General features: G+C 54.3%; 27 protein-coding genes and 1 pseudogene. 17 read left to right on the top strand and 11 right to left on the bottom strand.

All coding sequences use genetic code 11. From position 1 onward, the window contains the following. Window positions 1-56: 56 nt before the first annotated feature. Entirely contained in the window at window positions 57-383 is a 327-nt protein-coding gene (locus ACOTZC_RS03805; protein WP_045401189.1) for a YnfA family protein, read from the bottom strand. 152 nt (window positions 384-535) lie between these two features. Here ACOTZC_RS03805 and ACOTZC_RS03800 point away from each other — a divergent pair, with 152 nt between their 5' ends. Continuing rightward, a complete protein-coding gene (locus ACOTZC_RS03800) occupies window positions 536-874 on the top strand; it encodes a DUF1283 family protein (RefSeq protein WP_023311550.1) in 339 nt (112 codons plus the stop codon). Continuing rightward, complete coding sequence (speG, locus tag ACOTZC_RS03795) at window positions 874-1,434, top strand: spermidine N1-acetyltransferase (protein ID WP_023311549.1); 561 nt, start codon at window positions 874-876, stop codon at window positions 1,432-1,434. Before ACOTZC_RS03800 ends, speG begins: the two co-directional genes overlap by 1 nt. Window positions 1,435-1,451: 17 nt before the next feature. Here speG and ACOTZC_RS03790 read toward each other — a convergent pair whose 3' ends face one another. Further along, window positions 1,452-2,162: a YnfC family lipoprotein gene (locus ACOTZC_RS03790; protein ID WP_421635595.1), complete on the bottom strand. Its 711-nt coding sequence runs from the start codon at window positions 2,160-2,162 to the stop codon at window positions 1,452-1,454. Between the two features lie 104 nt (window positions 2,163-2,266). On the opposite strand from ACOTZC_RS03790, the gene ACOTZC_RS03785 reads away from it, so the two are divergent. The 3 genes from ACOTZC_RS03785 (at window position 2,267) to dmsD (ending at window position 5,811) form a co-directional block, all read left to right on the top strand. Beyond that, window positions 2,267-2,533, top strand: coding sequence for a DUF1161 domain-containing protein (locus ACOTZC_RS03785; RefSeq protein ID WP_126303224.1), 267 nt, complete (start codon window positions 2,267-2,269; stop codon window positions 2,531-2,533). Window positions 2,534-2,664: 131 nt separating this feature from the next. After that, window positions 2,665-5,103 carry a selenate/tellurate reductase subunit YnfE gene (gene ynfE, locus ACOTZC_RS03780; protein WP_047174829.1) on the top strand — a complete coding sequence of 813 codons (2,439 nt, stop codon included), beginning with the start codon at window positions 2,665-2,667 and terminating at the stop codon, window positions 5,101-5,103. A 93-nt stretch (window positions 5,104-5,196) separates the two neighbouring features. Next, the gene (dmsD, locus tag ACOTZC_RS03775) at window positions 5,197-5,811 is read left to right on the top strand and encodes a Tat proofreading chaperone DmsD (protein WP_421635594.1); all 615 of its coding nucleotides are present in this window, start codon (window positions 5,197-5,199) and stop codon (window positions 5,809-5,811) included. A gap of 40 nt (window positions 5,812-5,851) precedes the next feature. On the opposite strand, the gene ACOTZC_RS03770 is transcribed toward dmsD, so the two are convergent. Beyond that, window positions 5,852-7,567 (bottom strand): SulP family inorganic anion transporter, encoded by a 1,716-nt coding sequence (locus ACOTZC_RS03770; RefSeq protein ID WP_045401201.1) that lies wholly within the window; start codon window positions 7,565-7,567, stop codon window positions 5,852-5,854. 170 nt (window positions 7,568-7,737) lie between these two features. After that, complete coding sequence (locus ACOTZC_RS03765) at window positions 7,738-8,163, bottom strand: VOC family protein (RefSeq protein WP_045401204.1); 426 nt, start codon at window positions 8,161-8,163, stop codon at window positions 7,738-7,740. 254 nt (window positions 8,164-8,417) lie between these two features. On the opposite strand from ACOTZC_RS03765, the gene ACOTZC_RS03760 reads away from it, so the two are divergent. Then, entirely contained in the window at window positions 8,418-8,966 is a 549-nt protein-coding gene (locus ACOTZC_RS03760; RefSeq protein WP_223604024.1) for a hypothetical protein, read from the top strand. 122 nt (window positions 8,967-9,088) lie between these two features. On the opposite strand, the gene ACOTZC_RS03755 is transcribed toward ACOTZC_RS03760, so the two are convergent. Then, window positions 9,089-9,925 carry a MipA/OmpV family protein gene (locus tag ACOTZC_RS03755; RefSeq protein ID WP_047174830.1) on the bottom strand — a complete coding sequence of 279 codons (837 nt, stop codon included), beginning with the start codon at window positions 9,923-9,925 and terminating at the stop codon, window positions 9,089-9,091. Window positions 9,926-10,128: 203 nt separating this feature from the next. On the opposite strand from ACOTZC_RS03755, the gene ACOTZC_RS03750 reads away from it, so the two are divergent. The 3 genes and pseudogenes from ACOTZC_RS03750 to ACOTZC_RS03740 all read left to right on the top strand — a co-directional run bounded on the left by ACOTZC_RS03750 (window position 10,129) and on the right by ACOTZC_RS03740 (window position 12,263). Then, window positions 10,129-10,806, top strand: a complete 678-nt coding sequence (locus ACOTZC_RS03750) for a response regulator (RefSeq protein ID WP_045354785.1) — start codon at window positions 10,129-10,131, stop codon at window positions 10,804-10,806. Continuing rightward, window positions 10,806-11,646, top strand: a pseudogene (locus tag ACOTZC_RS03745) (sensor histidine kinase). Before ACOTZC_RS03750 ends, ACOTZC_RS03745 begins: the two are co-directional and overlap by 1 nt. Before the next feature lie 137 nt (window positions 11,647-11,783). After that, a complete protein-coding gene (locus ACOTZC_RS03740; RefSeq protein ID WP_029739386.1) occupies window positions 11,784-12,263 on the top strand; it encodes an RrF2 family transcriptional regulator in 480 nt (159 codons plus the stop codon). Window positions 12,264-12,361: 98 nt separating this feature from the next. Here ACOTZC_RS03740 and oqxB read toward each other — a convergent pair whose 3' ends face one another. Together oqxB and ACOTZC_RS03730 are read right to left on the bottom strand one after the other, a co-directional pair. After that, window positions 12,362-15,517: a multidrug efflux RND transporter permease subunit OqxB gene (gene oqxB, locus ACOTZC_RS03735; protein WP_023311530.1), complete on the bottom strand. Its 3,156-nt coding sequence runs from the start codon at window positions 15,515-15,517 to the stop codon at window positions 12,362-12,364. A 24-nt stretch (window positions 15,518-15,541) separates the two neighbouring features. Continuing rightward, window positions 15,542-16,717 (bottom strand): efflux RND transporter periplasmic adaptor subunit, encoded by a 1,176-nt coding sequence (locus tag ACOTZC_RS03730; protein ID WP_023311529.1) that lies wholly within the window; start codon window positions 16,715-16,717, stop codon window positions 15,542-15,544. Window positions 16,718-17,053: 336 nt separating this feature from the next. Between ACOTZC_RS03730 and ACOTZC_RS03725 the strand changes: the two genes are divergently transcribed. Further along, entirely contained in the window at window positions 17,054-17,407 is a 354-nt protein-coding gene (locus tag ACOTZC_RS03725; protein ID WP_023311528.1) for a helix-turn-helix domain-containing protein, read from the top strand. A gap of 70 nt (window positions 17,408-17,477) precedes the next feature. After that, the gene (locus ACOTZC_RS03720; RefSeq protein ID WP_045401210.1) at window positions 17,478-17,795 is read left to right on the top strand and encodes a YebG family protein; all 318 of its coding nucleotides are present in this window, start codon (window positions 17,478-17,480) and stop codon (window positions 17,793-17,795) included. 61 nt (window positions 17,796-17,856) lie between these two features. Here ACOTZC_RS03720 and ACOTZC_RS03715 read toward each other — a convergent pair whose 3' ends face one another. Then, on the bottom strand, window positions 17,857-18,378 hold the full coding sequence (locus ACOTZC_RS03715) for a hypothetical protein (RefSeq protein ID WP_045401214.1): 522 nt from the start codon (window positions 18,376-18,378) through the stop codon (window positions 17,857-17,859). Between the two features lie 395 nt (window positions 18,379-18,773). On the opposite strand from ACOTZC_RS03715, the gene ACOTZC_RS03710 reads away from it, so the two are divergent. Continuing rightward, the gene (locus tag ACOTZC_RS03710; protein ID WP_045401217.1) at window positions 18,774-19,184 is read left to right on the top strand and encodes a YybH family protein; all 411 of its coding nucleotides are present in this window, start codon (window positions 18,774-18,776) and stop codon (window positions 19,182-19,184) included. Between the two features lie 44 nt (window positions 19,185-19,228). On the opposite strand, the gene ACOTZC_RS03705 is transcribed toward ACOTZC_RS03710, so the two are convergent. Beyond that, window positions 19,229-19,684, bottom strand: coding sequence for a hypothetical protein (locus ACOTZC_RS03705; RefSeq protein ID WP_045619785.1), 456 nt, complete (start codon window positions 19,682-19,684; stop codon window positions 19,229-19,231). 401 nt (window positions 19,685-20,085) lie between these two features. Further along, complete coding sequence (locus ACOTZC_RS03700; protein WP_023311523.1) at window positions 20,086-20,589, bottom strand: winged helix-turn-helix transcriptional regulator; 504 nt, start codon at window positions 20,587-20,589, stop codon at window positions 20,086-20,088. A gap of 61 nt (window positions 20,590-20,650) precedes the next feature. Between ACOTZC_RS03700 and ACOTZC_RS03695 the strand changes: the two genes are divergently transcribed. Next, the gene (locus ACOTZC_RS03695) at window positions 20,651-20,887 is read left to right on the top strand and encodes a tautomerase family protein (RefSeq protein ID WP_045401224.1); all 237 of its coding nucleotides are present in this window, start codon (window positions 20,651-20,653) and stop codon (window positions 20,885-20,887) included. Between the two features lie 65 nt (window positions 20,888-20,952). Here the strand turns inward: ACOTZC_RS03695 and ACOTZC_RS03690 are convergent, their stop codons facing one another. After that, window positions 20,953-21,837 carry a LysR family transcriptional regulator gene (locus ACOTZC_RS03690; protein ID WP_421635675.1) on the bottom strand — a complete coding sequence of 295 codons (885 nt, stop codon included), beginning with the start codon at window positions 21,835-21,837 and terminating at the stop codon, window positions 20,953-20,955. Between the two features lie 114 nt (window positions 21,838-21,951). Here ACOTZC_RS03690 and ACOTZC_RS03685 point away from each other — a divergent pair, with 114 nt between their 5' ends. The 4 genes from ACOTZC_RS03685 (at window position 21,952) to ACOTZC_RS03670 (ending at window position 25,911) form a co-directional block, all read left to right on the top strand. Then, a complete protein-coding gene (locus ACOTZC_RS03685) occupies window positions 21,952-23,079 on the top strand; it encodes an alpha/beta hydrolase (RefSeq protein ID WP_134866384.1) in 1,128 nt (375 codons plus the stop codon). A gap of 49 nt (window positions 23,080-23,128) precedes the next feature. Further along, window positions 23,129-24,313 carry an MFS transporter gene (locus ACOTZC_RS03680; RefSeq protein ID WP_045401229.1) on the top strand — a complete coding sequence of 395 codons (1,185 nt, stop codon included), beginning with the start codon at window positions 23,129-23,131 and terminating at the stop codon, window positions 24,311-24,313. Between the two features lie 83 nt (window positions 24,314-24,396). Next, entirely contained in the window at window positions 24,397-25,020 is a 624-nt protein-coding gene (locus ACOTZC_RS03675; RefSeq protein WP_045401231.1) for a glutathione S-transferase family protein, read from the top strand. Between the two features lie 153 nt (window positions 25,021-25,173). Next, on the top strand, window positions 25,174-25,911 hold the full coding sequence (locus ACOTZC_RS03670; RefSeq protein ID WP_421635593.1) for a YoaK family protein: 738 nt from the start codon (window positions 25,174-25,176) through the stop codon (window positions 25,909-25,911). Window positions 25,912-25,932: the final 21 nt, after the last annotated feature.

Genomic DNA, 25,932 nt, shown 5'->3' with positions numbered 1-25,932 from the left:
ACTGCCATACAAGTATAATGATCATAAAATCGGCTAACGATCACAAAACCGGGGGATCAGGCCCGTCCCCATCCCGCCACAATAATCAGCATTCCGCACAGGGCAATCAGCGCGCCGGCCCAGTCGTACGCGCTGAGCCTGACGCCGTCCACCACGCGTAGCCACAGCAGCGCGGTACAGACATAGACGCCGCCGTAAGCGGCGTAGACGCGGCCGCTCGCGGCAGGATGCAGCGTTAACAGCCAGACAAACAGAGCCAGCGCGACGCTTGCCGGGATGAGCAGCAATACGGATCCCCCCTTCTTCAGCCAGAGCCAGGGCAGGAAGCAGCCGATGATTTCGCATAGCGCGGTGGCAAAAAAAAGCAGCGTCGTTTTGAGCATATTTCACGTCAGGTGAGGATTTATTTAGACATCATACCTGATGATATCCTTTACTTTTCCATACCTGCTCCGCGGGTATGCCGTCTTTTCGCTTTGGTGTAGAATCTGTTCGGGATAACTTGATTATCTGCACCCGTTTAAAAGGAAACGCTATGACCACATTAAGCAAACGCCTTTGTCTGACAGCCCTGCTAGCGCTGTCATCGTTCGCCTTTGCCGCCTCTGCGACAGCGGAAACCAGCAAGCTCATTATTGAGTCTGGTGACAGCGCGCAAAGCCGCCAGAACGCCGCCATGGACAAAGAACAATGGAATGACACCCGCAGCCTTCGCCACAAGGTCAACAAACGTGCTGAGAAAGAGTGGGATAAAGAAGATGTCGCTTTTGACGCGCGCGATAAGTGCCAGCAAAGTGCAAACGTCAACGCCTACTGGGAGCCAAACACCCTGCGCTGCCTGGATCGCCGCACTGGCCGCACGGTAGCCCCGTAATGTCGGCGCCCTGCGACGTTAAGCTTCGCCCGCTGGAGCGTGAAGACCTGCGCTTCGTCCACCAGCTCGACAATAACGCCAGCGTAATGCGCTACTGGTTCGAAGAGCCGTACGAGGCTTTTGTTGAGCTGTCCGATCTCTACGATAAGCACATTCACGATCAGAGTGAACGTCGTTTTGTGGTGGAGTGTGAAGGCGAAAAAGCCGGACTTGTGGAGCTGGTTGAAATCAACCATGTTCACCGTCGGGCGGAGTTTCAGATCATCATCTCCCCTGAACATCAGGGAAAAGGCCTTGCCTCACGGGCAGCGAAGCTGGCGATGGATTATGGATTCAACGTTCTGAATCTCTACAAGCTTTACCTGATTGTGGATAAAGAGAACGAGAAAGCGATCCATATCTACCGCAAGCTGGGCTTTATGGTGGAAGGCGAGCTGATTCACGAGTTCTTTATCAACGGCGAATACCGCAATACCATTCGCATGTGCATCTTCCAGCATCAGCACCTGGCCGGACACAAGCCGTCAGGCGCCAGCCTGCTGAAACCGACCGCGCAGTAACCTGCGCGGTTTTATTCTCAGTAGTATTCAATCGTGTTTTTGATGGTGTATTTGCGCTCAACGGCAGGTTTGACGCTATCGTCCGTGATCGTCAGGTCGCAGCTCACCGGATTATTGTGTCGATCGTAATCGCAGCTCTGCTTCACGTTGCCCAGCGGCTTATCATTCAACATGCTCATCGCCGAGTAATCCATTCTTTTGCGAACGTCTTTAGACGGCGTCGACTGGACGGACAGGTGCTGATCCCCGGAGACGGTGGTTTTGCCCAGCGGGTAGCCGTCCGCATCGTAGCGATACTTCACTTCCATCTCTTTGCCGTGCGCCGCCACCACAAATCCGTTGTCGTCGGTATCCCACATTATCCCGGCTGACGGCAGTTCGGCCAGCTGGCATTTCCCCTGCAGCTTCACTTTTCGCTGCTGGGTTTCTGCATCAAGGTAGTAATTGGCATCCAGCACCAGCGCCACGCCGGTATTGGCCTCCAGGTCGTGCAGCTCAAGGGTATCGAAACACCCTTCCGTAGACACGGTGCCGGTGACCCGTTTGGACACTTCGCCCTTCTCGTTGAACAGCGTCTGGGTAAAGTCTTTCACCGGGCCGCGCAGCGGATCAAAATCAAATTCGTTCGAGAAACTCGCCATTTCGGGCGTAAACGACAGCGGCGCGGAGCTGTTGTCGCACCCCACCATTGTTGCTGCCAGTAGCGTTATCGCTGCGTATTTCTTCACATTTATTACCGTACAGGGAGATTATTCCCAATCATATTAGCAAATACAGTTGTTTACACGAAGCCTGCTAAAATTAATCTCTACACAGAGAAAAGGAGCTACAGATGAAACGGTTACCCTGGATTACCGCCCTGCTGTTAATGAGTGTCTCAACGGCCGCGCTGGCGGCACCGGATTCCTGCGAGCGCGTGAAAAGCGACATTCAGCAGAAAATTATCAACAACGGTGTGCCTGAATCAGGTTTTACGCTGAGCATTGTGCCGAACGATCAGGCCGACCAGGCGGGCACGCAGGTGGTGGGCCACTGCGCCAACGACACCTTTAAAATTTTGTACACCCGTTCAGGCAACGGGGCTGCTGAAGCACAGTAATTTACCCTCAATCCCCTTTGATTTGATAAGGATTAAGATTTAATACCCCCAAATCAGTAACACTCACCCCATCATTAGCCCGGTTATCATTTCGGGAAAAATAATACGTAATTATAATGATGGGGTGAGCCATGTCCGATACTGAACATCACGGCGGGATTAGCCGTCGAACTCTCGTGAAATCTACGGCAATAGGGTCTCTGGCGCTGGCCGCCGGTGGGATCTCGCTTCCTTTTGGTTTAAAAAGCGCCGCCGCGGCGGTGAAGAACGCCGTCCAGCCTGTTGAAGATAAAGTGGTGTGGGGCGCCTGCTCGGTCAACTGCGGCAGCCGCTGCGCGCTGCGTCTGCACGTCCGCGACGACGAAGTGTACTGGGTCGAAACGGATAACACAGGTGAAGATATTTACGGTAACCATCAGGTGCGCGCCTGCCTGCGCGGGCGTTCTATTCGCCGTCGGATCAATCACCCTGACCGTCTCAACTACCCGATGAAACGCGTGGGCAAACGCGGTGAAGGCAAGTTCGAGCGCATCACATGGGATGAAGCGCTGGACGCCATCACCGCCAGCCTTAAAAACGTGGTCAGCAAATACGGCAACGAAGCGGTGTATATTAACTACTCCTCCGGGATTGTCGGCGGCAATATCACCCGCTCCTCCCCTTACGCTTCGCTGGTGGCGCGCCTGATGAACTGCTACGGCGGTTTCCTGAGCCACTACGGCACCTACAGCACGGCGCAAATCGCCTGCGCCATGCCCTACACCTACGGCAGCAACGACGGGAACAGCACCTCGGATATTCAAAACAGCAAACTGGTGGTGATGTTCGGCAATAATCCGGCGGAAACGCGCATGAGCGGCGGCGGGATTACCTATTATCTGGAGCAGGCCCGCGAGCGCTCAAACGCGCGAATGATCGTTATCGACCCGCGCTATACCGATACGGCAGCCGGACGCGAAGATGAATGGATCCCGATCCGTCCGGGTACCGATGCCGCACTGGTGGCGGGGATCGCGTGGGTAATGATCGACGAAAACCTGGTCGACCAGCCTTTTCTCGACAAATACTGTGTTGGCTACGACGAAAAAACGCTGCCGGAAGGCGCGCCCGCTAACGGCCACTACAAAGCGTACATTCTCGGCCAGGGCGATGACCGCACGGCGAAAACGCCGGAGTGGGCCTCACGCATCACCGGCATTCCGGCGGATCGCATCATCAAGCTGGCCCGGGAAATCGGCTCCGCGAAACCGGCCTATATCTGCCAGGGCTGGGGACCACAGCGCCAGGCGAACGGCGAGCTGACGTCGCGCGCCATCGCCATGCTGCCTATTCTGACTGGAAACGTGGGGATTAGCGGCGGCAACAGCGGCGCGCGTGAGTCGACATACACCATTACCATCGAACGTATGCCGATACCGGATAATCCGGTCAAAACGCAAATATCCTGCTTCAGCTGGACGGACGCCATCGCCCGCGGACCGGAGATGACCGCCCTGCGCGACGGCGTGCGTGGGAAAGATAAGCTGGACGTGCCGATTAAGTTCATCTGGAACTACGCGGGCAATACCATCATCAACCAGCACTCCGATATCAATAAAACCCACGATATCCTGCAGGATGAAAGCAAGTGCGAAATGATTGTCGTCATCGACAATTTCATGACCTCGTCAGCGAAGTATGCCGATATCGTGCTGCCGGACCTGATGACCGTCGAGCAGGAAGATATCATTCCTAACGATTATGCGGGAAATATGGGCTACCTGATTTTCCTCCAGCCCGTGACCGCGCCGAAGTTCGAGCGTAAGCCGATCTACTGGATCATGAGCGAAGTGGCGAAACGCCTCGGGCCGGATATCCATCAGAAATTCACCGAAGGACGCACGCAGGAACAGTGGCTGCAGTTTCTGTATGCCAAAATGCTCGCGAAAGATCCTCAGCTTCCGTCATATGACGAGCTGAAAAAAATGGGCATCTATAAGCGCAAAGATCCGAACGGACACTTCGTGGCCTATAAAAAATTCCGCGAGAACCCTGAAGCCAATCCGCTGAAAACGCCATCGGGCAAGATTGAAATTTACTCCAGCAAGCTGGCAGAGATTGCGGCCACCTGGGAGCTGGCAAAAGATGAGACCATCAGCCCTCTGCCCGTCTACGCATCGACCTTTGACGGCTGGGACGCACCCGAGCGCACGCAGTTCCCGCTGCAGCTTTTCGGGTTCCACTTCAAAGCCCGTACCCACTCGAGCTACGGTAACGTCGACGTGCTGAAAGCGGCCTGCCGCCAGGAGGTGTGGCTTAATCCTGTCGATGCCGAAAAACGCGGCATTAAGAACGGCGATACGGTGCGCGTCTTTAATAGCCGCGGCGAGGTGCGAATTGAAGCGAAAGTGACGCCGCGCATCATGCCCGGCGTGAGCGCCATGGGCCAGGGCGCCTGGCACGATGCCAATATGAGTGGCGATCGTATCGACCACGGCTCCTGCATCAACACGCTGACGACCCATCGTCCTTCTCCGCTGGCAAAAGGCAACCCGCAGCACACCAATCTGGTGCAGATTGAGAAAGTGTAGAGGGTGAAACACGAGACCCTGGTTTATTCTGTGGTCAGTATTATCGTTTAACACAGTCGCGCGGACGTCATCCGCGCGAGCAAGGAAGGTTTAATGAAAGACGTCTCACATAGTGAATCGTTCGCGTTCAGCGCCCGGGTGCTGGGCGCGCTGTTTTATTTCGCTCCGGACAGCGAGCAGGCCGCGCCGCTGGTGAAAGCGCTCACCGCTGGCGAATGGGTTCAGGACTGGCCTCTGCCTGCAGAAACGCTGCAGCCCGTTGCCGATACGTTTGCCTCATCTTCCGATGAGCCGCTGGCGGACGCCTGGCAACGGCTGTTTATTGGTCCGTATGCCCTGCCCGCTCCGCCGTGGGGTTCCGTCTGGCTGGACCGTGAGTCCGTATTGTTTGGCGACTCGACCCTCGCGCTGCGCCAGTGGATGCGTGAGAACAATATCGCGTTTGAGATGCAGCAGAATGAGCCGGAAGATCATTTTGGTACTTTGCTGCTGCTGGCGGCGTGGCTGGCCGAGAATGGCCACGAAGCAGAGTGCGCTCAGCTTCTGGCGTGGCACCTGCTGCCGTGGAGCACCCGCTTCCTGTCGGTGTTTGTGGAAAACGCCGGGCATCCCTTTTATACCGCGCTGGGCAGGCTTGCTCAGCTGACGCTCGCGGACTGGCGAGCCGGGCTGCTTATTCCGGTTGCGGAAAAAACGCTGTATCGTTAAGGGATGCGGCTTGCTCGCGGTTGGCGGGCAAGCCTTTAGCTTATACCTCGCTACCTGATTCACTCGCACTCTCTTTGCTTTGAATGAACCGAAGTGCCAGATAGAGGTCTGGCGCCAGAATCATGTCATCATCATTCATTGTTGGCCGGCTATCTTTAAACCAGCGCGTTAATTCCGTTTTTCTGCCCGCAAGGATTAACGTAATCTGTCGACCTTTCAGATCGCGCTTTAACTCATTTATGGTTGCCAGAACGCTGATGTCTGAATAGGTGAAGCAAGCAACGGCATCAATGACCACCCATTTAGGCTGTACTGCTGCACCATCAACCAGGTTCAATACCCGACGTTTAAAATAAGCCACGTTAAAATAGGTCAACGGTGAGTTAAATCGATACATCAGCACCCCCGGGACCATTTTAATATCGGTTGTATTACCTAATGAGTGAATCATGCCATCGTCGTCAGTTCCCAGTAAGTGCTCAGAGGGACGAAACACCGTACGCAGGAACTGTAACAGGCCAAGCAACACCGCAAGGCCGATCCCCTGGATAACGCCGATAATTAACACACAGCCAAACGTGAAGAAGGCCAGGCGAAATGCCTGTTTATTTCTACGCCTCAGGTTCCATAACCCGCGCAGATCAATTAATGACCAGGATGCGTACATCAAAACAATACCTAATGCAGATACCGGAATAAATTGTAATGGCTGAGTGAAAAACACCACTACGATACCGATGAGTAAGGCTGCGACGATGGAAACCAGCTGGCTTTTCCCACCCACTGAATCATTAACCGCGGTCCGGGAATCGGCTCCACTGATAGCAAACCCCTGAGATAATCCCGACATGAGGTTCGCAATCCCCAGCGCCCGGAACTCTGCATCAGCATTAATTTCATAGCCATTTTTCGCGGCGAAACTGCGGGCGGTCAGCATCAGGCTGACAAAACTGACCAACGCCAGGTTCAGCGCCGGGATCACTAAATCACGCATCGGACCGGGCTGGAACGCGGCCCAGTTAACGACGGGTAAACCAGGCTGGAAGCCTTCTCCCCCAATAGTGGCAATACCATACTGTTGTGCAGATGTCGCCCATACCAGTAACGTTGTCATCACAATGGCAATCAACGGTGCTGGCCAGTGGCTGCGATACGTTTTGATCGCCATTAAAATAATTAACGTTAAAAGCGATATGCCAACGGTTAATAAATGGCTTTCTGAAAGACGGCCTGGCAAGGCCATTATTTTCTCAATAACCTGCGCTTCGTCGAGTTTTATCCCCAACACCTTGCCTAATTGCCCGACAATAATCGTCACGGCAACGCCATTAAGCAAACCCGTAAGGATGGGATGAGAAAGCAGATCGGCAAGTGCGCCCAGGCGGAATTTACTGGCAAGCAGGCACCACCCACCCATCATCAACGTCATGATAATGGTCAGCTGCCAGTGCAGTTCGGGATTACCTGCAGAAAGAGGAAACACGACGGCCGCAATCACCGCGCAGGTCGTGGCATCAGGGCCCACAATAAGCTGACGTGAAGAACCAAAGAGTGCATACGCTATCATCGGTAAAACGCAGGAATAGAGCCCCACTATTGCCCCAACACCCGCCAACTCAGCATAAGCAATAGCCACCGGAAGCGCGACAGCCGCAACGGATAAGCCAGCTTTAACATCATTTTTTAGCCAGCTTTTATCGTAGGCTAACAAAGTTTGTAAACCTGGCATGTAGTTTAACAATTGTTTTCCGAACACGTTGTTCTCCGGATAGGAATATTAGCCACGTCATGCTGGCACACTTCTCAGTGAGGTTCTGGCTTTCAAATGCTCCGGATTAAGGCCGCCACTATTCAGAATCTAATAACAGTTCAACTATTTATTATCCTGACTGGTGTTAAACATAGTTCAAAAACGACCGCTTGTGACTATTCTTCGCATGGGAACGTATCGGCTTCAGGAGAATAATGCTGACAAACGCATGCCAGCTTATGCCCGTCAGGATCGCGCAGATAGGCAACATAAAAATCGGGGCCGTACGCGGTTCGTGTCCCTGGCATGCCTTCACTCTTTCCTCCCGCAAGAAGGCCTGCTGCATGGAAACGTCTGACAAGCTCCGCGTTAGCTGCACGGAATGCGAACATGGTCCCGTTTCCCGCCGTTGCGGGTTGTCGGTCAAAGGGAGGACAAATACAGAAGCTAAACCCCTCATCTGGATTATTTTCATCTCCCCACATTGCCCAGTCCTTGGTCCAGGCAGGCAAACGTGAATAGCCAAGTACTTTAAAAATCGCGTCATAAAACGCCGCGGCGCGCTGAAGATCATTTGTACCTATAGTGATATAAGTCAGCATCTTGTCACATCCTCTTTGCCTTTTTCTGAACAGCGATTATACCTCAGAGGCTATGATTTTAGCGGCGGCAAAAAGGCTGATTTTCACTCGTGTAAGCGCTTGGGGTAAGGGTTCGCAGAACATGTTCTATCGTAATTTCAGCCCCCAATCCGTGACGTGAATATCTCGAGTTTTGGTATGTATGCTAAAATTTATCCAGCCGAAGACCGAAAATAGTCCTTATAATTTCAGTTCGTTAGCCAAAGTGAGCGAATATGGATAATATTCCACATAAGCAGACAGATCGGAAAAGATGGCCCACATGGCTGTGGTGCGGAAGTTTTTATCTTTTTACGTTGCATTGCTCTGCAGATGAAATAAATCTGTATTCAATAAATACCGGCTCATACGTTTATCATCTGACGCATAATCGAGGACAATACACGGAGAACTTTGAAAATAAGTTCATATCCGTTGAGAGGAAATTCTCGGATACGTCGAAATACAGTCTTGTGCTAGGGACAATGAAAAACAGCTTTAATGACAGATGCCTGGCTGCCGGCGTAAGAAGAGACTGGGCTGGATGGGATAACGGTTGGGTTTTTAAAGGAATCTATGGCTATGTAGGTGAATTTTTCTTTGATACTTTCGATGATTGTGGTGACCATGGTTCATACCATGATTTTAAAAAAGCAACGGGAATAGGATTTTCGCCCTATATATATCATGGGTTCCAGTATAATTTTACGTCTTATTTTGGAATGGATGTGGGTATTATCATACCTTCCGTGTTTGTCATTACGGCACAATGGAGCTTTAGATAAATCCGTCAACCACGTGTGCAGTGCTGTAACTTTCTGCAAAGGGAACCGCCCCGCCATCTCAACCGGAGCGGCTTAAATTACCGCAAATGCGTGCTCAAAACGTTAAGCCACCGCAGCCAACATCAAAAACTGTACGTCACCTTCAAACTCCCCGTGGGCGATGTTTTGCGTTGCACAATGGGGCTATCACCCGCATCCCCCGTCAGCTGCGTAACGCCCGCTGAGGCAAGGACGCTCCAGCGCGAGGTGAGCCTGTGGGTCCAGTCCAGATTCATCGAGTAGCTATAAATCCCGGCCCCGACGTCATGTTGGGCAAAGCCCGATGCGCTCGACTGGGCGGCGCTGACCCCATAGTAGGTCTGCATGTACTTGTCGGATCCCCAGCTACCGGTCAGCGCCAGCGTCACCTCATTTTTTGATGAGGTGTAGAACGGGCTGGAAATGCCGAAATGAACCGCTTCACCGTTGTCTCTTTCTGAAACCGGTACCTCTGCCTGCATCTGCAGGTGAAGCCAGTCGGTCACCCTGTACTCCAGCCCGGGCACAATGATTGCCGAGCCTTTTATCTCGCCCATTCCTCGCAGCTCGTCGCTGCCGGAGCTGATGGAATCGCTGCTCACGTCTTTATCTTTACGCCCAACTCGATAGCTCAGCGCGGCGCTGTAGTCCAGGTTGCCAATGTTGTTGCCGTAACCGATCCCTCTCGTGGTGCCGATAAAAAAGCCGTTTGCCATGGCGTGCTCCACCACCTGAGCCGCACTGAGGCGGGTTTTATCGGAACCCGAGTAGCGCGGCGCGACGTCCACGCCGCCCCCCAGCGTTAAGACGTTACCCTGACTCTGTTCTGTCGCCAGCGCAGGCATGGCCAGTAACGCCAGAACGAAGCCCGGCACGAGGTTTTTCAGGCTGCGGCCCGGAAGTAAATGGGGGAACGAATGACGCAGTTCAATGTTTCTCATTAAAGAAGCCCTTCTGGATTCAAATGATGACGATGCATGCGGTTAACCGCCAGAACGCCCATTTTGAATACCGACCCTAAGGTTCTTATGAGCCGAACATGAAGAAACACTGAAGCGCGAGCAGGCGCTGTAAACCGGGCAGGTTTCCTGATACCGTTTTTTTCTTAAGATGTTCTTCATTCACGGTTGATACAGTTGCCAGTGTGAAAATTTTACTAATCGAAGACGACCTGGATCTCGGCAACGGCGTACGTATCGCCCTCTCGGATCAAGGATTTGACGTCATATGGGTACGCCGCAAAGAGGATGCGCTGCATCAGCTGGACGTCTGCGTGCCGGAACTTATTTTGCTCGACCTGGGGCTGCCCGACGGCGACGGCATGAGCCTGATGGCGCGTTTGCGTCAGCAGCTCAAGGGGATCCCGGTCATCATCCTGACGGCGCGAGGTACGCTGCAGGATCGCCTGTGCGGGCTGGATGCAGGTGCAGACGACTATCTCGTAAAGCCTTTTATTCTCGCCGAACTGCTGGCGCGAGTCAGAGCCCTGGCGCGGCGCAGCTACGGCTTCGAGAATGAAGCGATAGAAATTCGAGGCTTATCGCTTCATGTTCCGACGCGCCGCGTGACGGTCAGCGCGCGCCACGTAGACCTGACGGCGAGTGAATATGCGCTGCTGGAAACGCTGATGCTGCGCGCCGACCGCGTGATTACGCGACGGTTTCTGGAAGAACGGATATTCGGCAACAAAGAGAACCTCAGCAATGCGCTCGACGTGCATATGGGAAACTTGCGGCGAAAAATCGGCGACGGCTATGTGCGGACGGTGCGGGGCGTCGGGTACGTCATTGATACCGTCTCCATTCAAAAGGTGACCGGTTAATGCAAAACGTCTGGTATCACCTGAGGCGCCCGACGCTGGTGCGCCGAATTATCATCGCCCAGATGCTGCTGACCCTGCTGTGGTGTCTTTTTCTAACCTTCATTCTGTGGGAGGACCTGCGCAGCCCTCCCATCCTCACGGGCAGTAAAACATACGAAACCGTTTAGCGCGGAAAGGGAACGGGTTTTCATTGCGGATGCCGCGCACGAGCTGCGTACCCCCCTCGCGGCGATGCGCATCAACGTGGAAGCGCTGCAGTCCTGGGTCATCAGAGAGAGCCAGCAGGAGCTGCTTGCGGGGGTGATTCGCAGCAACAGCCGGGCAGCGCGTCTCGTCAACCAGCTGCTTCTGATGATGCACAGCGAAGCGCGCATTGATACGGAAATGGAGACCGTGCCGCTGACGACGCTCATCCAGGAGCGAATGGCCGAGCTGGAACCGCTGGCCTCTGCGCGCAGGATAGAACTGGAATTCTTCGCCGAGGATGACATCTGGATCCCCGGCGTCAGGGAACGCCTGGTGTCGCTTATTGATAACCTCATTGAGAACGCCGTGAAGTACAGTCCCGAGGGCGGGCGGATTCAGGTCGATGTCTGCATAGCAGATGGCTTCGCGCGGCTTCGCGTTTCAGATGCAGGGCCCGGTATTCCGGTTGAACTGCGCGAGCGCGTGTTCGACCGGTTTTTCCGCGACCCCAATCAGGTGCAAAGCGGGAGCGGGCTGGGGCTTGCCATCGTCAAGGCGGTGGCGCAGCAACACAACAGCAGCGTAAACCTGAGTACTTCCGCTGAAGGTGGCCTGATGGTGACGGTTGACTTCCCGAACCGCACGTTTTGCTAAATCAGAACGGGGGGTTCGATCGCAAATGCCGCAGATTGCTTCAAAATAATTACCGTATTTGTTATATTGTTGTTTATTGCTTATTCACCTCTGCGGTGCCAAAAAGAACAAGATTCACCGCAACCCAGGACAGAGAAATGTTAGATTACCGCTTCCCGACAGCTTTGCAGATGGTTCTCAGCGTAGCGATGGCGGAGCAATTGGGTGAACGTTCTACGAGTGCGATTCTGGCCTACGGCCTGGAAGCGAACCCGAGCTTCATCCGCAAATTGATGGTTCCGCTGACGCGTGACGGCATTATCGTCTCAACGCTTGGCCGTAACGGCTCAATTCATCTTGGTCGCCCGCCGGAAGAGATCACCCTGCGCGACATCTACCTTTCGGTAATCGAAGATAAAAAGCTGTGGGCGTCGCGCCCTGACGTGCCGGCCCGCTGCGTGGTCAGCGCTAACGCCTGCTGGTATTTCAAATCGATATCCGAAGAAGCCGAGGAGGCTTCGTTAGCGGTACTGGCCCGCCATACCGTGGCAAGCGCCCTCGAAGCGGTCAAAAACGCCGATAGCAGCGGATGGGATCCGCTCCCCGACCTTATTGCCCAGTATCAAAAAACGTCTTAACGATCTTGCCGGCTGGCGCTGCGCTTACCCGGCCCATATTCAGATGTAAAAAAAACCGCCTTCACAGTGAAGGCGGTTTTTTATTATCTGCAGCATTCCTACGCGGGCAGAACGTCCCTTTCCTCTTTTTTCCCGCGCGTCACGAACTTACGCAGCGTCACGTAAAACACCGGCGTCAGGAACAGGCCAAACAGCGTCACGCCCAGCATCCCGGAGAAGACCGTGATCCCGGTGACGCCGCGCACTTCTGCGCCCGCGCCGTGGCCGAGGATCAGCGGAATAGTCCCGGCAATAAAGGCGATGGAGGTCATCACAATCGGACGTAAACGCAGGCGGCACGCCTCCAGCGCGGCTTCCATAATGCCTTTGCCCTGAATTTCCAGCTCGCGGGCAAACTCCACGATAAGAATCGCGTTTTTACACGCCAGCCCCATCAGAACCACCAGCCCCACCTGCACGAAGACGTTGTTATCGCCACCGGTCAGCCAGACGCCAAACAGCGCGGAGAGCATGGTCATCGGCACGATAAGGATCACCGCCAGCGGCAGCGTCCAGCTTTCATACAGCGCCGCCAGGACCAGGAACGCCAGCAGCACCGCGACCGGGAAGACGATCAGCGCCGTGTTGCCCTGCGTCGCCTGCTGGAAGCTCAGGTCCGTCCATTCAATGTTCATCCCGTTTGGCAGGATCTGCTTAGACATGGCGTCCAGCTGCGTCATCGCCTGCGCAGACGAAAGCACGCGCGGGTCGGCATCGCCAATCAGATCTGCCGCCGGGTAGCCGTTGTAGCGGATCACCGGATCCGGGCCGTAGGTGGTCGTGATTTTCACCATGCTGCCAATCGGCACCATTTCGCCCTGGCTATTACGGGTGCGCAGATTCGCAATATCTTCCACGCTGTCGCGGAACTGTCCGTCGGCCTGCGCCATCACGCGCCAGGTACGGCCGAACTGGTTAAAGTCGTTCACGTACGACGAGCCAAGATAGGTTTGCAGCGTACCGAAAAGATCGGTCAGCAATACGCCCTGCGCTTTCGCCTTATCACGGTCTACCTGCACGTCCAGCTGCGGAACGTTAGCCTGGTAGGTTGAGATCGGGAAGTGCATTCCCGGCGTCTGCATAATCGCACCGGACATGGTGTTCACCGCGTTTTGCAGCGCCCCATACCCCAGACCGCCGCGATCCTGAATGTACAGAGAATAGCCCGACCCCTGACCCAGCCCTAAAATCGGCGGTGGCAGAATGGAGAAGCCAAAACCTTCCTGAATTTGCGCGATTTTCGCGTTGATCTCAGCGTTAATTTCCGCCGCAGTATGTTTGCGCTGATCGAACGGCTTCAGGCCAAAGAAGACCGTCCCGGTATTCGGCGTGTTGGTGAACTGCAGCGCGTTCAGCCCCGGGAACGCAACCGCGTAGTCCACGCCTTCGGTATTCATCCCGATTTCGCTCATTTTGCGGATCACCGCGTCGGTGCGCGCCAGCGAAGAACCTTCCGGCATTTTCACGCCGCCAATCAGGTACAGCTTATCCTGCGTCGGAATAAACCCGCCGGGAACCGCTTTAAACATGACGCCAGCGGCACAGAGCAGCAGCAGATACACCACAAATACCGAGCCGCGTCGTCCCAGCGTTTTGCCCACCAGCCCCTGATAGCCGTTCGAGCTGCGGTGGAAAAAGCGGTTAAACGGACGGAAAATCCAGCCGAACAGACGATCGATAAGCCGGGTCGGGAAATCCTTCGGCGCGCCGTGCGGTTTTAACAGCAGTGCCGCCAACGCCGGAGAGAGCGTCAGCGAGTTAATCGCTGAAATCACCGTAGATATCGCGATCGTCACCGCAAACTGCTTGTAGAACTGACCGGTAACGCCCGAGAGAAACGCCATCGGCACAAACACCGCGCACAGCACCAGCGCAATCGCGATAATCGGCCCGGACACTTCGCGCATCGCCTGATGCGCCGCCGCAAGCGGAGCAAGCCCCTCTTCTATGTTTCGCTCGACGTTTTCCACCACCACGATGGCATCGTCCACCACGATACCGATGGCCAGCACCAGCCCGAACAAGCTCAGGGTGTTCAGCGAGAAGCCGAGCAGGTAGAGAATGCTGAAGGTACCCACCACCGAAACCGGCACCGCGATCAGCGGAATGATCGACGCGCGCCAGGTTTGCAGGAACAGGATCACCACCAGCACTACCAGCACCACCGCTTCCAGCAGCGTTTGCACGACCGCACGGATGGAGTCGCGCACGAAAACGGTTGGATCGTAAGGTGCCGCCCATTTCATATCTGCCGGGAAGCGCGTGGACAGTTCGTCCATTTTCGCGCGCACCGCGTTAGACAAATCAATGGCGTTCGCCCCCGGCGACTGGAAGATACCAATCCCGACCGCGTCTTTATTGTTCAACTGGGAGCGCAGCGCATAGCTGCCGGACCCCATTTCGATACGCGCCACGTCGCGCAGGCGGACGACCGTACCGTCCTGCGTCGTTTTCAGGACAATATTGCCGAACTCTTCTTCGGTATGCAGACGCCCTTGGGCGTTAATGGAGATCAGGAAATCGCTCTCTTTCGGCAGCGGCTCGGCGCCAAGCTGCCCGGCGGATACCTGAACGTTCTGCTCCTGCATCGCCGTGACCACGTCCGACGCGGTCAGCCCGCGGGCCGCCACCTTGTTGGGATCCAGCCAGACGCGCATCGCGTACTCGCCCGAGCCGAAAATCTGGATCTGGCCGACGCCGGGCAGACGCGCCAGCTCGTCCTTCACCTTCAGCGTGGCGTAGTTACGCATATACAGGGAGTCGTACTTACCGTTGGGCGAAAACAGATGCACCACCAGCGTCAGCGTCGGGGACTGTTTCTGGGTGGTAATGCCCAGGCGCCGCACGTCTTCCGGCAGACGCGCTTCGGCCTGCGCGACGCGGTTTTGCACCTGCACCTGCGCCTGATCCGGGTCGGTTCCCGGACGGAAGGTGACAGTGGTGACCAGCACGCCGTCGGAGCCCGCGACGGACTTCATGTACATCATGTTCTCAACGCCGTTGATCGCCTCTTCCAACGGCGTCGCCACGGTCTCGGCAATCACTTTCGGGTTGGCGCCCGGGTACTCCGCGCGCACCTGCACGCTTGGCGGCACGACGTCAGGATATTCGCTCACCGGCAGCAGCGGGATGGCGATTAACCCTGTGATAAAAATCAGAATCGACAGCACCGCGGCAAAAATCGGCCTGTCGATGAAAAAGCGGGAAAAGTCCATGGGTAGGATTCTCAGGTCAAGGGATCAGTTGAGGGCGCTGGTGGCGGTCATGGCAACGGTTTTGGCGTTAACCGGCATACCCGGCATAAACACTTTTTGTAAACCCTCGACGATGACTTTATCGCCAGGGTTCAGCCCCTGCCGCACGATGCGTAAACCGTCTGCCAGACGGCCCGGCGTGATGTCGCGGCGCTGCGCTTTCCCCTCTTTATCGACGATATAAACGTACTTACGATCCTGATCGGTCAGCACCGCTTTGTCGTCGATAAGCGTGGCTTTGAACTCCGCGCTGCCCGGCAGGCGTACGCGGGCAAAAAGTCCCGGCGTGAACTGACGCTGCGCGTTATCCAGCAGCGCGCGCATACGGATGGTGCCGGTACTCGGCGTCAGCTGGTTATCCAGGAAGTCCACTTTACCCTGGTGGGGATATCCCTCCTCGCCCGTCAGGCCAATCTCAACCGGAAGCGCCGTATGATTGCTGGAAGCCCCCTGCCCGCTGCGGGCCAGATTCTGGTAGTGAAGATAGGTCGACTCGTCCACGTCAAAGTAGACGTAAACCGTTTTCTGCGAGACCAGCGTGGTAAGAACGCTGGCGGTGTCACCCGCCGTCACCAGGTTTCCGCTGGTGATCAGCGCCCGGCTGGCGCGACCGTCGATAGGCGCGGTGACTTTGGTGAAGTCCAGGTTGAGCTGCGCGGCGTCAACTGCTGCCTGCGCGGCACGAATATCGGCCTGCGCCTGAGTGGCGGCCGAACGACGCTGCTCCCACTCTTCGCGGGAGACAACGTTGGTATTGACCAGCTTATCGGTACGATTAGCCTCACTTTGCGCCAGGCTGGCCTGCGTTTTAGCTCTCGCCAGGTTCGCCTGCGCCTGTTCCAGCGCCGCGCGATAGGTTCGGTCATCAATCGTGAATAGCACCTCGCCCTTCTTCACTTCCTGGCCGTCGGTGTAATTCACTTTATCAATGTAGCCGGAAACGCGCGGACGGAGCTGAACGCTCTCCACCGCTTCAATCCGGCCGTTAAAGCTATCCCACTGGCTAATGGATTTCACCACCACGTCAGCAGCGCTGACGGCGGGCGCAGGCGGCGCGGCGTTTTGCGCGACGCTGTTGTCGCATCCGACGAGCAGCACGGAGAGCAACATGGCCCCCAGCGCGTTCAGATGAAAGTTACCCCAGGTTTTTTGCAGGCTCATTATTTTTATTCCGGTAATTGTCGCCGCCGGGCAAGACGCAGCAGGAGGCACTGCGCCACTTCCTTTGTCCGGTGGCTATCTCAAGGCCATTTGTGTCGTTCATCGCCACAAAACTGTAACAGTTGCGAATACACTATCGCGGCGATTGTAGGAAGGCGCTTAACTAAGTGCAAGAATAATTGTTGCACTTTATGTGCTATTTGAGCGGATGTGAAAAGACCCGTTTCGGTCAGGGATTTAAATGCAACAATAAAACTTGCAATTAATACAAAAACGCGCCACCTTTTAATGCAACAGACAAAGATACTTTTTGACAGGCAGCGTGGGAGTAACCAGATGAACACTGGCGCATTTATGCATGATTTACTCGACTGGATCGACAACAACCTGGATAGCCGTCTGGACATTGAGTCCGTCGCCAGGCGGTCCGGCTACTCAAAATGGCACCTCCAGCGCCTCTTCAAAGAGCATACGGGCTATCCCCTCGCCGGGTATATTCGCGCGCAAAAGCTGCAAAAATCGGTTGAGCGCTTAACCCGCAGCGATGAGCCTATTCTAAACGTGGCGATCGCGCTGGGCTTCGACTCCCAGCAGTCCTTCAACCGCAGCTTTAAGCGTCAGTATGGTCAGGCGCCTGGGGCATGGCGGCGGAGTATGGGTGGCCCGGAAACACAGCAGCTTCGCCAGTAATGCATATTTTGCTGCAACGTCCATCTGTTGCTGCTACACTGTATATAAATACAGTATAGCGAGGTGCACGATGGCTGTTGAAACAAAATATGTTGTCATAAGAAAAGGTGAAGAGAAAATGACATTTGCCAGTAAGAAAGAGGCTGACGCTCACGACAAGCTGCTCGATATGGCAGATGCGTTCACCGACTGGCTGTTGCAAAGCGGAATGCAGATGGATGAAACGCAGGCTGAAAATCTTGGCCTGTATCTCGCCGAGCAGAAAGAGACCGTGCAGCATATTCTGCGTACTAGCAAGCTTCCCGATCTCAATGCCCCAGCTGCAGCGGATAAAACTGAATCCGATGCGGCTGACACGAAAAAAATCAGGGCGGTGAAAGCGGCCTGATTTATTCTGCCAGAAAGAAAAAAGCCTCCCAACGGAGGCTTGTAGAGTAATACTTCACGGGCTATTTCAGCCTCTCTCTCAATTCGATATAGACTTCATTCAATTTCGTTATATTGGCTTCATCCATCGAGAGCACTGAGAAGTCTACAAACCAGTTACCATTACCGTGCTTCCTTATGATAAATAGTTTTTTGCCGTTCATAAATTGATACTCAACATCGTAGCTTTTATGAGTCCACGAGAGATTATCCGGAATATTGAATTTCGTCGTCTGTGCTGGTTTTGTCGGATCCCATTTTAAAAAGTTAGTGTACAAAGTTATCCAATGTTCGAGGCTGGCCTTGGTGACGTAACCAAAATGACCAGACAAATCCCCACCGTAGTAAACGGTCATTACTGCGTATTCACCTTTATCGTCGAGGCGGAGAATTCCATCAAAACCATCTTTATACTGGGGTTCATTAACCAGCATCACTTCAACACCAGTTTTATATTGTGTCCAGGTATAATAGAACGCCGGCTTCCCTGGCGTTGAACACCCGGCAGTAAGCATTACGAATATAAACCCTAAGATTTTAATCATCACTACCCCTAATTAAATAAATTTTATTTATAGCAACTAAAAAAATATAATTAACTACAAGATGCTACACTTTATTTGACCACAATATCTGTTGACCAAAGTTCTCATTAACTGAACGGCTATTCCGCGAAAAACTTTAGAGAAATTTTCCAGCTTAAACTAAATCCTCCGGTAAACTCTGCCATTAGTGCTGGTCTATTTTTAGGCAACTGAACAATTATCGCCGTGATATCTGCGGAATGTGTTAGCTATGTTTGCGTCCCACTCATTGCAAACGTAACGTTACTTAGCGCCTCCACTTCAAACCCACAGCACCATCCATAAGACCTGGTAGCTATACAAACACGCCAGACTGTTACGTTAATACCTGTTTAGCCCTTAACAAGGAAACTCGCATGACCCCACATCCGCTACGCCAGATCATCGAATCCTGCGATCGCGCCATCACGACCAAAAACTATGACGCCCTGATGGAGTACTACGCCGACGACGCGGCTCTGGTGGTCAAGCCCGGCATGACGGTTAACGGAAAAGAAAATATTCGCAGCGCGTTTATTGCCATTTCTGATTATTTCCAGGACCAATTGATTGTGGAACAAGGAGAGATGCAGGTGATCGAAGGCGGTGACAATGCCCTCGTTATCATGGAAACCGTTCTGCGTTTTCCTGATGGTCAGGGTGGGATAACGGAAATGTCCCGCCGCGCAACCTATGTTTTTCGACAGGAAAGCGACGGTCGCTGGCTTTGTACCATCGACAACTCCCACGGAACGTCGCTTCTGGATACGGGGAACGCATCACGTTAATCACGCTTTCAAAGGGGCGCTACCGCCCCTCCACGTCAGCGTACTTAATGCGCAGTAATGCGCGGCTCCTTCACAAACTCAGCCAGCAGCCACACCATATCGTGCAGCAAGCCCGTAAGCTCTTTCGCTACGTGAGCGGGCAGCGTTCCACCCATAACCGCTTGCGTCAGCGCCAGTGCATAGTCCACCTGAGTAACGGTGTCCTGCCAGCAGTCCGGCACGCAGGAGTTCATTTTCTCCCCCATGATCAACTGCGCGATCAGGTCCGGCGGAAGATCGACATCGCAGAGTTCGCGCAGCTTGCGCAAAGACTGAAGGAGACGCTCGCAAAGCACGGTAAACAGCTTCGCATCCTCGATTTCGACCAGCACGCTCACCAGCGCGGCGCAGCTGTCAGCGACGTCAAAAAGATCGGCATCAGCCGGAAGCGGCCGGGAGATAAGGTGCTGAATAACGCTTTCGTCAGACGGAAAATAAGTGAGGGTTGGGATAGTAGCCATACAAGGCTTCCTTCTATATGCAGTTCATTAAGCCACCCAGTAAGTTCCTACGCTCGGGGGGTAGCGCTGACAGAGGTAGGAATACCGCCCATATAGAAAAACGGCCAGCCTTACGGCTGCTCCGCCAGCGCCACCGCAATTGTAACGGGATCGGTGCTGCCGCGACATACGAAATGTCACTATATGGTAGATACGGGTTCCTACGCCCGATTGCGGATATGCCGCAACGCAGGCACTTTACGACTCCGTAGAAATGAATAAAAGACATAACCCTTGGTTACAGAGGGTTACTTTGCGGTTTGCGAGGCGCCTTCCAGAATGACAACGCTGCCCTAAATTTTAAGGGTATCAATCACCGCTCTCGCTGGGCTTTGACTCCCGGCAGTCCTTCAACCGCAGCTTTAAGCGTCAGTATGGTCAGGCGCCTGGGGCATGGCGGCTAAGTATTGGCTGTCGTGAAACGTTAACCGAACGTTTTTAGGGTCAACGAACTTACCGTCGGCGGTAACATAGGCGCTATTAACCACTTCTCCACTTTCTTTGTCTGTTAACGCAATATGCGGTGCGTCGTGCAGTATGTTTTTATGACCCCACTCCATCAAAGAGAAAAGAATCGGCGCAAGGCTGCGGCTTTTGGCGGTGAGAACATACTCATACCGTTCACGCGCCCCTTCTTCCTGATAAGGGATTTTGCAAAGCAGGCCGAGTTCAGTCATTTTTTTTAACCGGTTCGCCAGCGTCTGCCTGGTGATTTTTGTATGATCCCGTATCGTTTCAAAGCGTGTTACCCCATAAAACGCCTCTCTCAGAATCAACAAAACCCATTGATCGCCAAGAAGCTCAGCGGCCGCCGCTAACCCACAAAGCTCAGGTAATAAGTACGGTAATGATTTATTTTTTGACATCTCTTCGTTTGCCTCGTAACCTGAGTATGATTTAAAGACTCAGTTATTTAAGGAGAATACAATGCCCTTCGTAAATGTGCAAACCATTAATGGAATTATGAATTCGGAGCAAAAAAAAGAACTGCTACGTCGTATGACTGACCTTATTGTTGAAATTGAGGGAAACGGCGACCCTGAATTCCGGCGTTCAGTATTGATCCGTATTGACGAGCATGAACCGGAACAGTGGAGTCTTGGGGGAATACAGCCCACATCTGAAATGATTGCTGCAAAACTTGCTTCACCACAGCGGTCCTGATTTATTTTTAGGCTTAGCTCACCGGCGGGCAATTTGAATGTCCGCTCTCGTGATGTTATGCCGCCCTAAATTTTCAGCGTATCGATCACAGCCCTCAGGGCAGGCGACACGTTGCGGTGCGGATAATAGAGATACAACCCGTCCATGCGCAGGCTATAGCGCTGCAACACCCGGACAAGCGTTCCGCGCTCCAGATCGTCAGCCACCAGCTCCACCGGGACATAGGCCAGCCCAAGCCCCAGCCGGGCGGCCTCGGCTTCCATGTAGCTGTCAGACAGCGCCCATTGCCCCTCTGGCCGATGGGTGATTTTTTTCCCGTCCTGCACCAGTTCCCACTGATAGTCACTACCGTCGGCAAACTGGTAAGCAATGCAGGGATGAGCCACTAAATCGGCTGGTGTCTGCGGAAAACCGTAGCGTCTGAAGTGTTCCGGGGCAGCCACCGCGGCCATTTCCATATCAGGCGTGATACGCACTGCAATCATTCCCTGCCCCACTTCCGGCCCCAGTCTGACACCCGCATCGAACCGCTCGGCGATAATGTCAACGAAGCGGCTTTCATTCATCAGTTCCAGCCTGATGTCCGGGTAACGCTGTTTAAAAATGGCGAGCTTTGGCAGCAGACACTTATCGATAGCGTGCTGGCTGGCATTAATACGCACCGTGCCGGACGGCGTCTGACGATAGTGTGCCAGGGTCGCCAGACCCGTATCGAGCGTATCGAATGCAGACTCGGCGGTCTGATAAAGCTGTTCCCCGGCATGGGTGAGCGAGAGCTTGCGCGTGGTGCGGACCAGAAGTTGAACGCCCAATCGCTCTTCCAGCTCGCGAACCGAGCGGCTGATCCCGGATTGCGCCAGCCCAAGCCGAAGCGCGGCCGCCGTGAAGCTCCCCTCCCGTACCACCTGCATGAACAGGTACAGCTCATTATAGTTTTCCCGTTTCGCCATCATCCCCACCCATTTATAACAATATGATATGAATCCTAGCAGCTTTCGCCCTCTAATCAGCACTATTTCTGCTAACTATAATGACCGCAACACAACAACCCAGGGTTCATTTCTATGAAAACATTTACCCAAAAACTGTCCGTTGCGATGCTGCTATGTGCATCATTAAGTGGAGTGACAACAATGAGTTATGCAGAAACCACCAACCCAAACGCGCCTGTTTCGATGGTGAGCACATGGGATAAAACCTTCGCCGAAAGTGACAAAGTCGATCACCGTAAGGTGTCCTTCCAGAACCGATACGGGATCACTTTGGTAGGCGATCTGTATCTTCCCAAAAACCGCGGCGACCGCAAGCTGGCGGCGATTGCGGTCAGCGGGCCATTTGGCGCGGTCAAAGAGCAGTCCAGCGGCCTGTATGCGCAAACCCTGGCAGAAAATGGGTTTGTGACCCTGGCGTTCGATCCGTCCTATACGGGCGAAAGCGGTGGCCAGCCGCGCAACGTAGCGTCTCCGGATATCAACACCGAAGACTTTAGCGCGGCGGTGGACTTCCTTGGGTTGCAGAAAGAGGTTGATCGTAACCGCATTGGTATTCTCGGCATCTGCGGCTGGGGCGGTATGGCGCTCAACGCAGCATCCATGGACACCCGCGTGAAGGCGGTCGCCACCAGCGTGATGTATGACATGAGCCGGGCGATGGGCCACGGCGTGGGCGACGGGAAAGATCGCTATTCAACGTCTGACCGCCGTGCCGTTCTGCAGTATCTGAACGCACAGCGCTGGAAAGATGCTGAGAACGGTACCTTCGCGCACGGCGGCCATGACATTTATGTCGATGAGAACGGTAAGGTGACGGCAGCTGAACGTATTCTGCCGGAGACGTTACCTGACAACCCGAATCCGGTACTCAAAGAGTTCTTTGACTACTACCGTATGCCGCGCGGCTTCCATGCGCGCTCCGTCAACTCCACCGGCGCGTGGACCGCGACCACGCCATTATCATTTATGAATATGCCGCTGCTGAGCTACGCCGGGGAAATTACTATTCCAACGCTTATCGTAACCGGTGAAAAGGCACACTCCCGCTACTTTGCTGAAGATGCGTTTAAAGCGGTCGGCAGCAAGCAGAAGGAACTGGTGATTGTTCCGGGCGCAAACCATGTCGATCTCTACGATAATGCTGCCGGGAAGATCCCCTTCGGCCAGTTTGAGCAGTTCTTCAAAACCAACCTGAAATAAATCTCTACGCCACTCGCCCTATACGGGTGGCTCTTTGTGAAATCTGACTATGTCTACACTGAGCCGCACCACATCACAGAACACAGAGCATGCACACTGGAGTGGCGTTTTTGCCATGACCCTGTGCGTATTTATCTTGATTGCCTCGGAATTTATGCCCGTCAGCCTGCTTACCCCCCTTGCCAGAGATTTGGGCGTTACGGAGGGTCTCGCTGGCCAGGGGATCGCGATTTCCGGCGCGCTGGCGGTGCTGACCAGCCTCTTCCTTTCCCGGCTTGCCGGGAATATAAACCGCAAACACCTTCTTCTGGGCATGACGCTCCTGATGGCGCTCTCGGGGATGATTATCGCTTTCGCCCCAAACTATCTGGTTTACATGACAGGCCGCGCGCTGATCGGTATCGCTATAGGCGGGTTCTGGTCCATGTCTGCCGCAACGGCCATTCGCCTTGTTCCGCCGCATAAGGTTGCGCGCGCGCTGGCCATTTTCAACGGCGGTAACGCGCTGGCAACGGTGGTGGCCGCCCCGCTTGGCAGCTATCTTGGGGGCATTATTGGCTGGCGCGGCGCATTTCTTTGTCTGGTGCCCGTGGCGATAGTCGCGTTCATCTGGCAGTGTTTAAGCCTGCCTGACATGAGCGCGCGTAAAAACGGTAAATCACGAGGAAGTGTTTTTCGGTTATTCCGCCAGCCTGCCGTTTCCGTTGGTCTGCTGGCCTGCGGCCTGTTCTTTATGGGGCAGTTTGCGCTGTTTACCTATCTGCGCCCGTTCCTTGAAACCGTCACCCGGGTGAGCGGAGCCGGGCTGTCGCTGATTTTGCTCACCATAGGCGTTGCGGGTTTTGTGGGCACCCTTTTCGTTGCCCTGGTGCTTAATGCCGCGTTTTACATAACGCTGATCGCGATCCCTCTACTGATGGCGGCCATCGCAGTCGCGTTGATTCTCGCCGGGCATAACGTGTGGATTGTGGCCCTGCTGTCAGGCCTATGGGGGATGCTGGCAACATCAGCACCGACGGGGTGGTGGACGTGGATTGCGCGAACGCTGCCGAAGGATGCTGAAGCCGGCGGTGGACTGATGGTTGCGGTGATCCAGCTCGCCATTGCGCTCGGCTCAACGGCGGGCGGTATAGCGTTCGATCGTTATAGATGGCAGAGCACGTTTGCATTGAGTGGCATAGTGCTCCTCTTTGCGGCAGCGCTAACGTTTCTGCTTTCGCGTCTTCACAAATAACGCGCCGGATGATTTTTGACGCTTTTCTTCACCGTTCGTGTATTGTTTTTAAACAATAACATCCATTAAAGGACACCTGCGCAATGATCACCATCCTCGGCAAAACCACCTCCATCAACGTTCGTAAAGTGCTCTGGACCTGCGAAGAAGCGGGCATAACCTATCAGCAGGAAGATTACGGCAGCGGTTTCGCCTCGACGGAAACGGACGCCTTCCGCGCCCTGAACCCCAACGCCATGGTGCCGGTGCTGATTGATGGCGATTTCGTGCTGTGGGAGTCCAATTCCATCTGCCGCTATCTGGCGCGCAAGCCCGAACGTCACGATCTGCTGCCCGCAGAACCGCAAGCCTGCGCTAACGTTGAGCGCTGGATGGACTGGCAGGCCACTGAATTTAACAACGCCTGGCGCTATGTCTTCCCGGCGCTGGGGCGTAAAAACCCGGACTTTAACGACCCTGAGCGCATTGCGGCGGGAATAAAAGAGTGGAACCACTGCATCACCATTCTGGAAAACCAGCTGCAGCGCACCGGCGCATTTGCGGCGGGCGAGACGTTTACCCTAGCGGACGTGGTGCTTGGGCTGTCGGTGAATCGCTGGAAAATGACGCCGTTTGATAAACCTGACGTGCCGGCGATTGAGGCCTGGTTTGAACGTCTTAACCAGCGACCGGCGTTTTTGCGTCACGGCAATAACGGCATGATTTGAAATTTACGCCCCCATGTTGAGCAAGACTATTTTATTTAATTACGAAACCCTGAAAGTCGTCAGAGGGAATAATAATTAAGCCATATCCTGGACAGCCCGTTGCACTGCTTTGCTAGCCTGAATAGTCAGGCAACGCTCAACCTGGAGGTATTCTTGCTGATTAGACTCAAGAAAGAACGAACGCATAAGGAAGATCGCCGGCTTGCTCTCTGGCTGGCGACCTCGGCAGGTTTACTAAACGCCATCGCCCTCGGGGCATTTGGTTTTTTCCCCTCACACATGACCGGCAACACCTCACAGTTATCCAGCGAAGTCTCCTCCACCGATCTCAGCGATATTATTTTCTTCGGCTCGATTATTCTCTCTTTTGTGGCCGGCGCCATTATTGCGCGCGCGATCGTGATATGGGGGATTATCCATAACGTCAGGCTGGTTTTTTGCCAGATCCTGTTTGTCGAGGGGATATTACTGACCGGCGTCTCTTTCTACGAAATGTATTTTCATGCCCTCACCAGCAACCGCGAGATAATTCTTTTTCTCTGCTTTCTGATGGGCATTCATAATTCTACCTCCACGCAGCTTTCCAGCGGACGGGTAAGATCGACGCACATTACCGGCACGCTGACGGACGCGGGGATCTCCCTGGCCTCGGTACTGGTGGCGATGCTGCGCAGGGATTACTCCAAAGATACGGCGGCGCAAAAAAGCCAGCTGAAAACCCACTTAACCACCCTTTTCTCGTTTATTACGGGCGGTATCACGGGGCTGCTGCTGTTCAGGTGGATCGGGTTTAACGCCATGCTGGCGCTCGGGTTGATGCTCGCCGTGGTCGCTATCGTTTCAATTATCACCGTCTCGACGCGGGTTCGACGGGTTCGTGCCTCTCTGTGAAGTTAATGACCGATATCCGGC

Origin of the sequence: Enterobacter cloacae complex sp. SHL009 (assembly GCF_049237205.1) — a bacterium.
GTDB lineage: Bacteria > Pseudomonadota > Gammaproteobacteria > Enterobacterales > Enterobacteriaceae > Enterobacter > Enterobacter cloacae_M.
This window is presented reverse-complemented; position numbering and strand designations above follow the sequence as displayed.

Bases quoted from the DNA above. Each gene is read 5' to 3' on its own strand.
- ACOTZC_RS03805 (WP_045401189.1), bottom strand. From the start codon at position 383: ATGCTCAAAACGACGCTGCTTTTTTTTGCCACCGCGCTATGCGAAATC.
- ACOTZC_RS03800 (WP_023311550.1), top strand. From the start codon at position 536: ATGACCACATTAAGCAAACGCCTTTGTCTGACAGCCCTGCTAGCGCTG.
- speG (WP_023311549.1), top strand. From the start codon at position 874: ATGTCGGCGCCCTGCGACGTTAAGCTTCGCCCGCTGGAGCGTGAAGAC.
- ACOTZC_RS03785 (WP_126303224.1), top strand. From the start codon at position 2,267: ATGAAACGGTTACCCTGGATTACCGCCCTGCTGTTAATGAGTGTCTCA.
- ynfE (WP_047174829.1), top strand. From the start codon at position 2,665: ATGTCCGATACTGAACATCACGGCGGGATTAGCCGTCGAACTCTCGTG.
- dmsD (WP_421635594.1), top strand. From the start codon at position 5,197: ATGAAAGACGTCTCACATAGTGAATCGTTCGCGTTCAGCGCCCGGGTG.
- ACOTZC_RS03765 (WP_045401204.1), bottom strand. From the start codon at position 8,163: ATGCTGACTTATATCACTATAGGTACAAATGATCTTCAGCGCGCCGCG.
- ACOTZC_RS03760 (WP_223604024.1), top strand. From the start codon at position 8,418: ATGGATAATATTCCACATAAGCAGACAGATCGGAAAAGATGGCCCACA.
- ACOTZC_RS03755 (WP_047174830.1), bottom strand. From the start codon at position 9,925: ATGAGAAACATTGAACTGCGTCATTCGTTCCCCCATTTACTTCCGGGC.
- ACOTZC_RS03740 (WP_029739386.1), top strand. From the start codon at position 11,784: ATGTTAGATTACCGCTTCCCGACAGCTTTGCAGATGGTTCTCAGCGTA.
- oqxB (WP_023311530.1), bottom strand. From the start codon at position 15,517: ATGGACTTTTCCCGCTTTTTCATCGACAGGCCGATTTTTGCCGCGGTG.
- ACOTZC_RS03730 (WP_023311529.1), bottom strand. From the start codon at position 16,717: ATGAGCCTGCAAAAAACCTGGGGTAACTTTCATCTGAACGCGCTGGGG.
- ACOTZC_RS03725 (WP_023311528.1), top strand. From the start codon at position 17,054: ATGAACACTGGCGCATTTATGCATGATTTACTCGACTGGATCGACAAC.
- ACOTZC_RS03720 (WP_045401210.1), top strand. From the start codon at position 17,478: ATGGCTGTTGAAACAAAATATGTTGTCATAAGAAAAGGTGAAGAGAAA.
- ACOTZC_RS03715 (WP_045401214.1), bottom strand. From the start codon at position 18,378: ATGATTAAAATCTTAGGGTTTATATTCGTAATGCTTACTGCCGGGTGT.
- ACOTZC_RS03710 (WP_045401217.1), top strand. From the start codon at position 18,774: ATGACCCCACATCCGCTACGCCAGATCATCGAATCCTGCGATCGCGCC.
- ACOTZC_RS03705 (WP_045619785.1), bottom strand. From the start codon at position 19,684: ATGGCTACTATCCCAACCCTCACTTATTTTCCGTCTGACGAAAGCGTT.
- ACOTZC_RS03700 (WP_023311523.1), bottom strand. From the start codon at position 20,589: ATGTCAAAAAATAAATCATTACCGTACTTATTACCTGAGCTTTGTGGG.
- ACOTZC_RS03695 (WP_045401224.1), top strand. From the start codon at position 20,651: ATGCCCTTCGTAAATGTGCAAACCATTAATGGAATTATGAATTCGGAG.
- ACOTZC_RS03690 (WP_421635675.1), bottom strand. From the start codon at position 21,837: ATGGCGAAACGGGAAAACTATAATGAGCTGTACCTGTTCATGCAGGTG.
- ACOTZC_RS03685 (WP_134866384.1), top strand. From the start codon at position 21,952: ATGAAAACATTTACCCAAAAACTGTCCGTTGCGATGCTGCTATGTGCA.
- ACOTZC_RS03680 (WP_045401229.1), top strand. From the start codon at position 23,129: ATGTCTACACTGAGCCGCACCACATCACAGAACACAGAGCATGCACAC.
- ACOTZC_RS03675 (WP_045401231.1), top strand. From the start codon at position 24,397: ATGATCACCATCCTCGGCAAAACCACCTCCATCAACGTTCGTAAAGTG.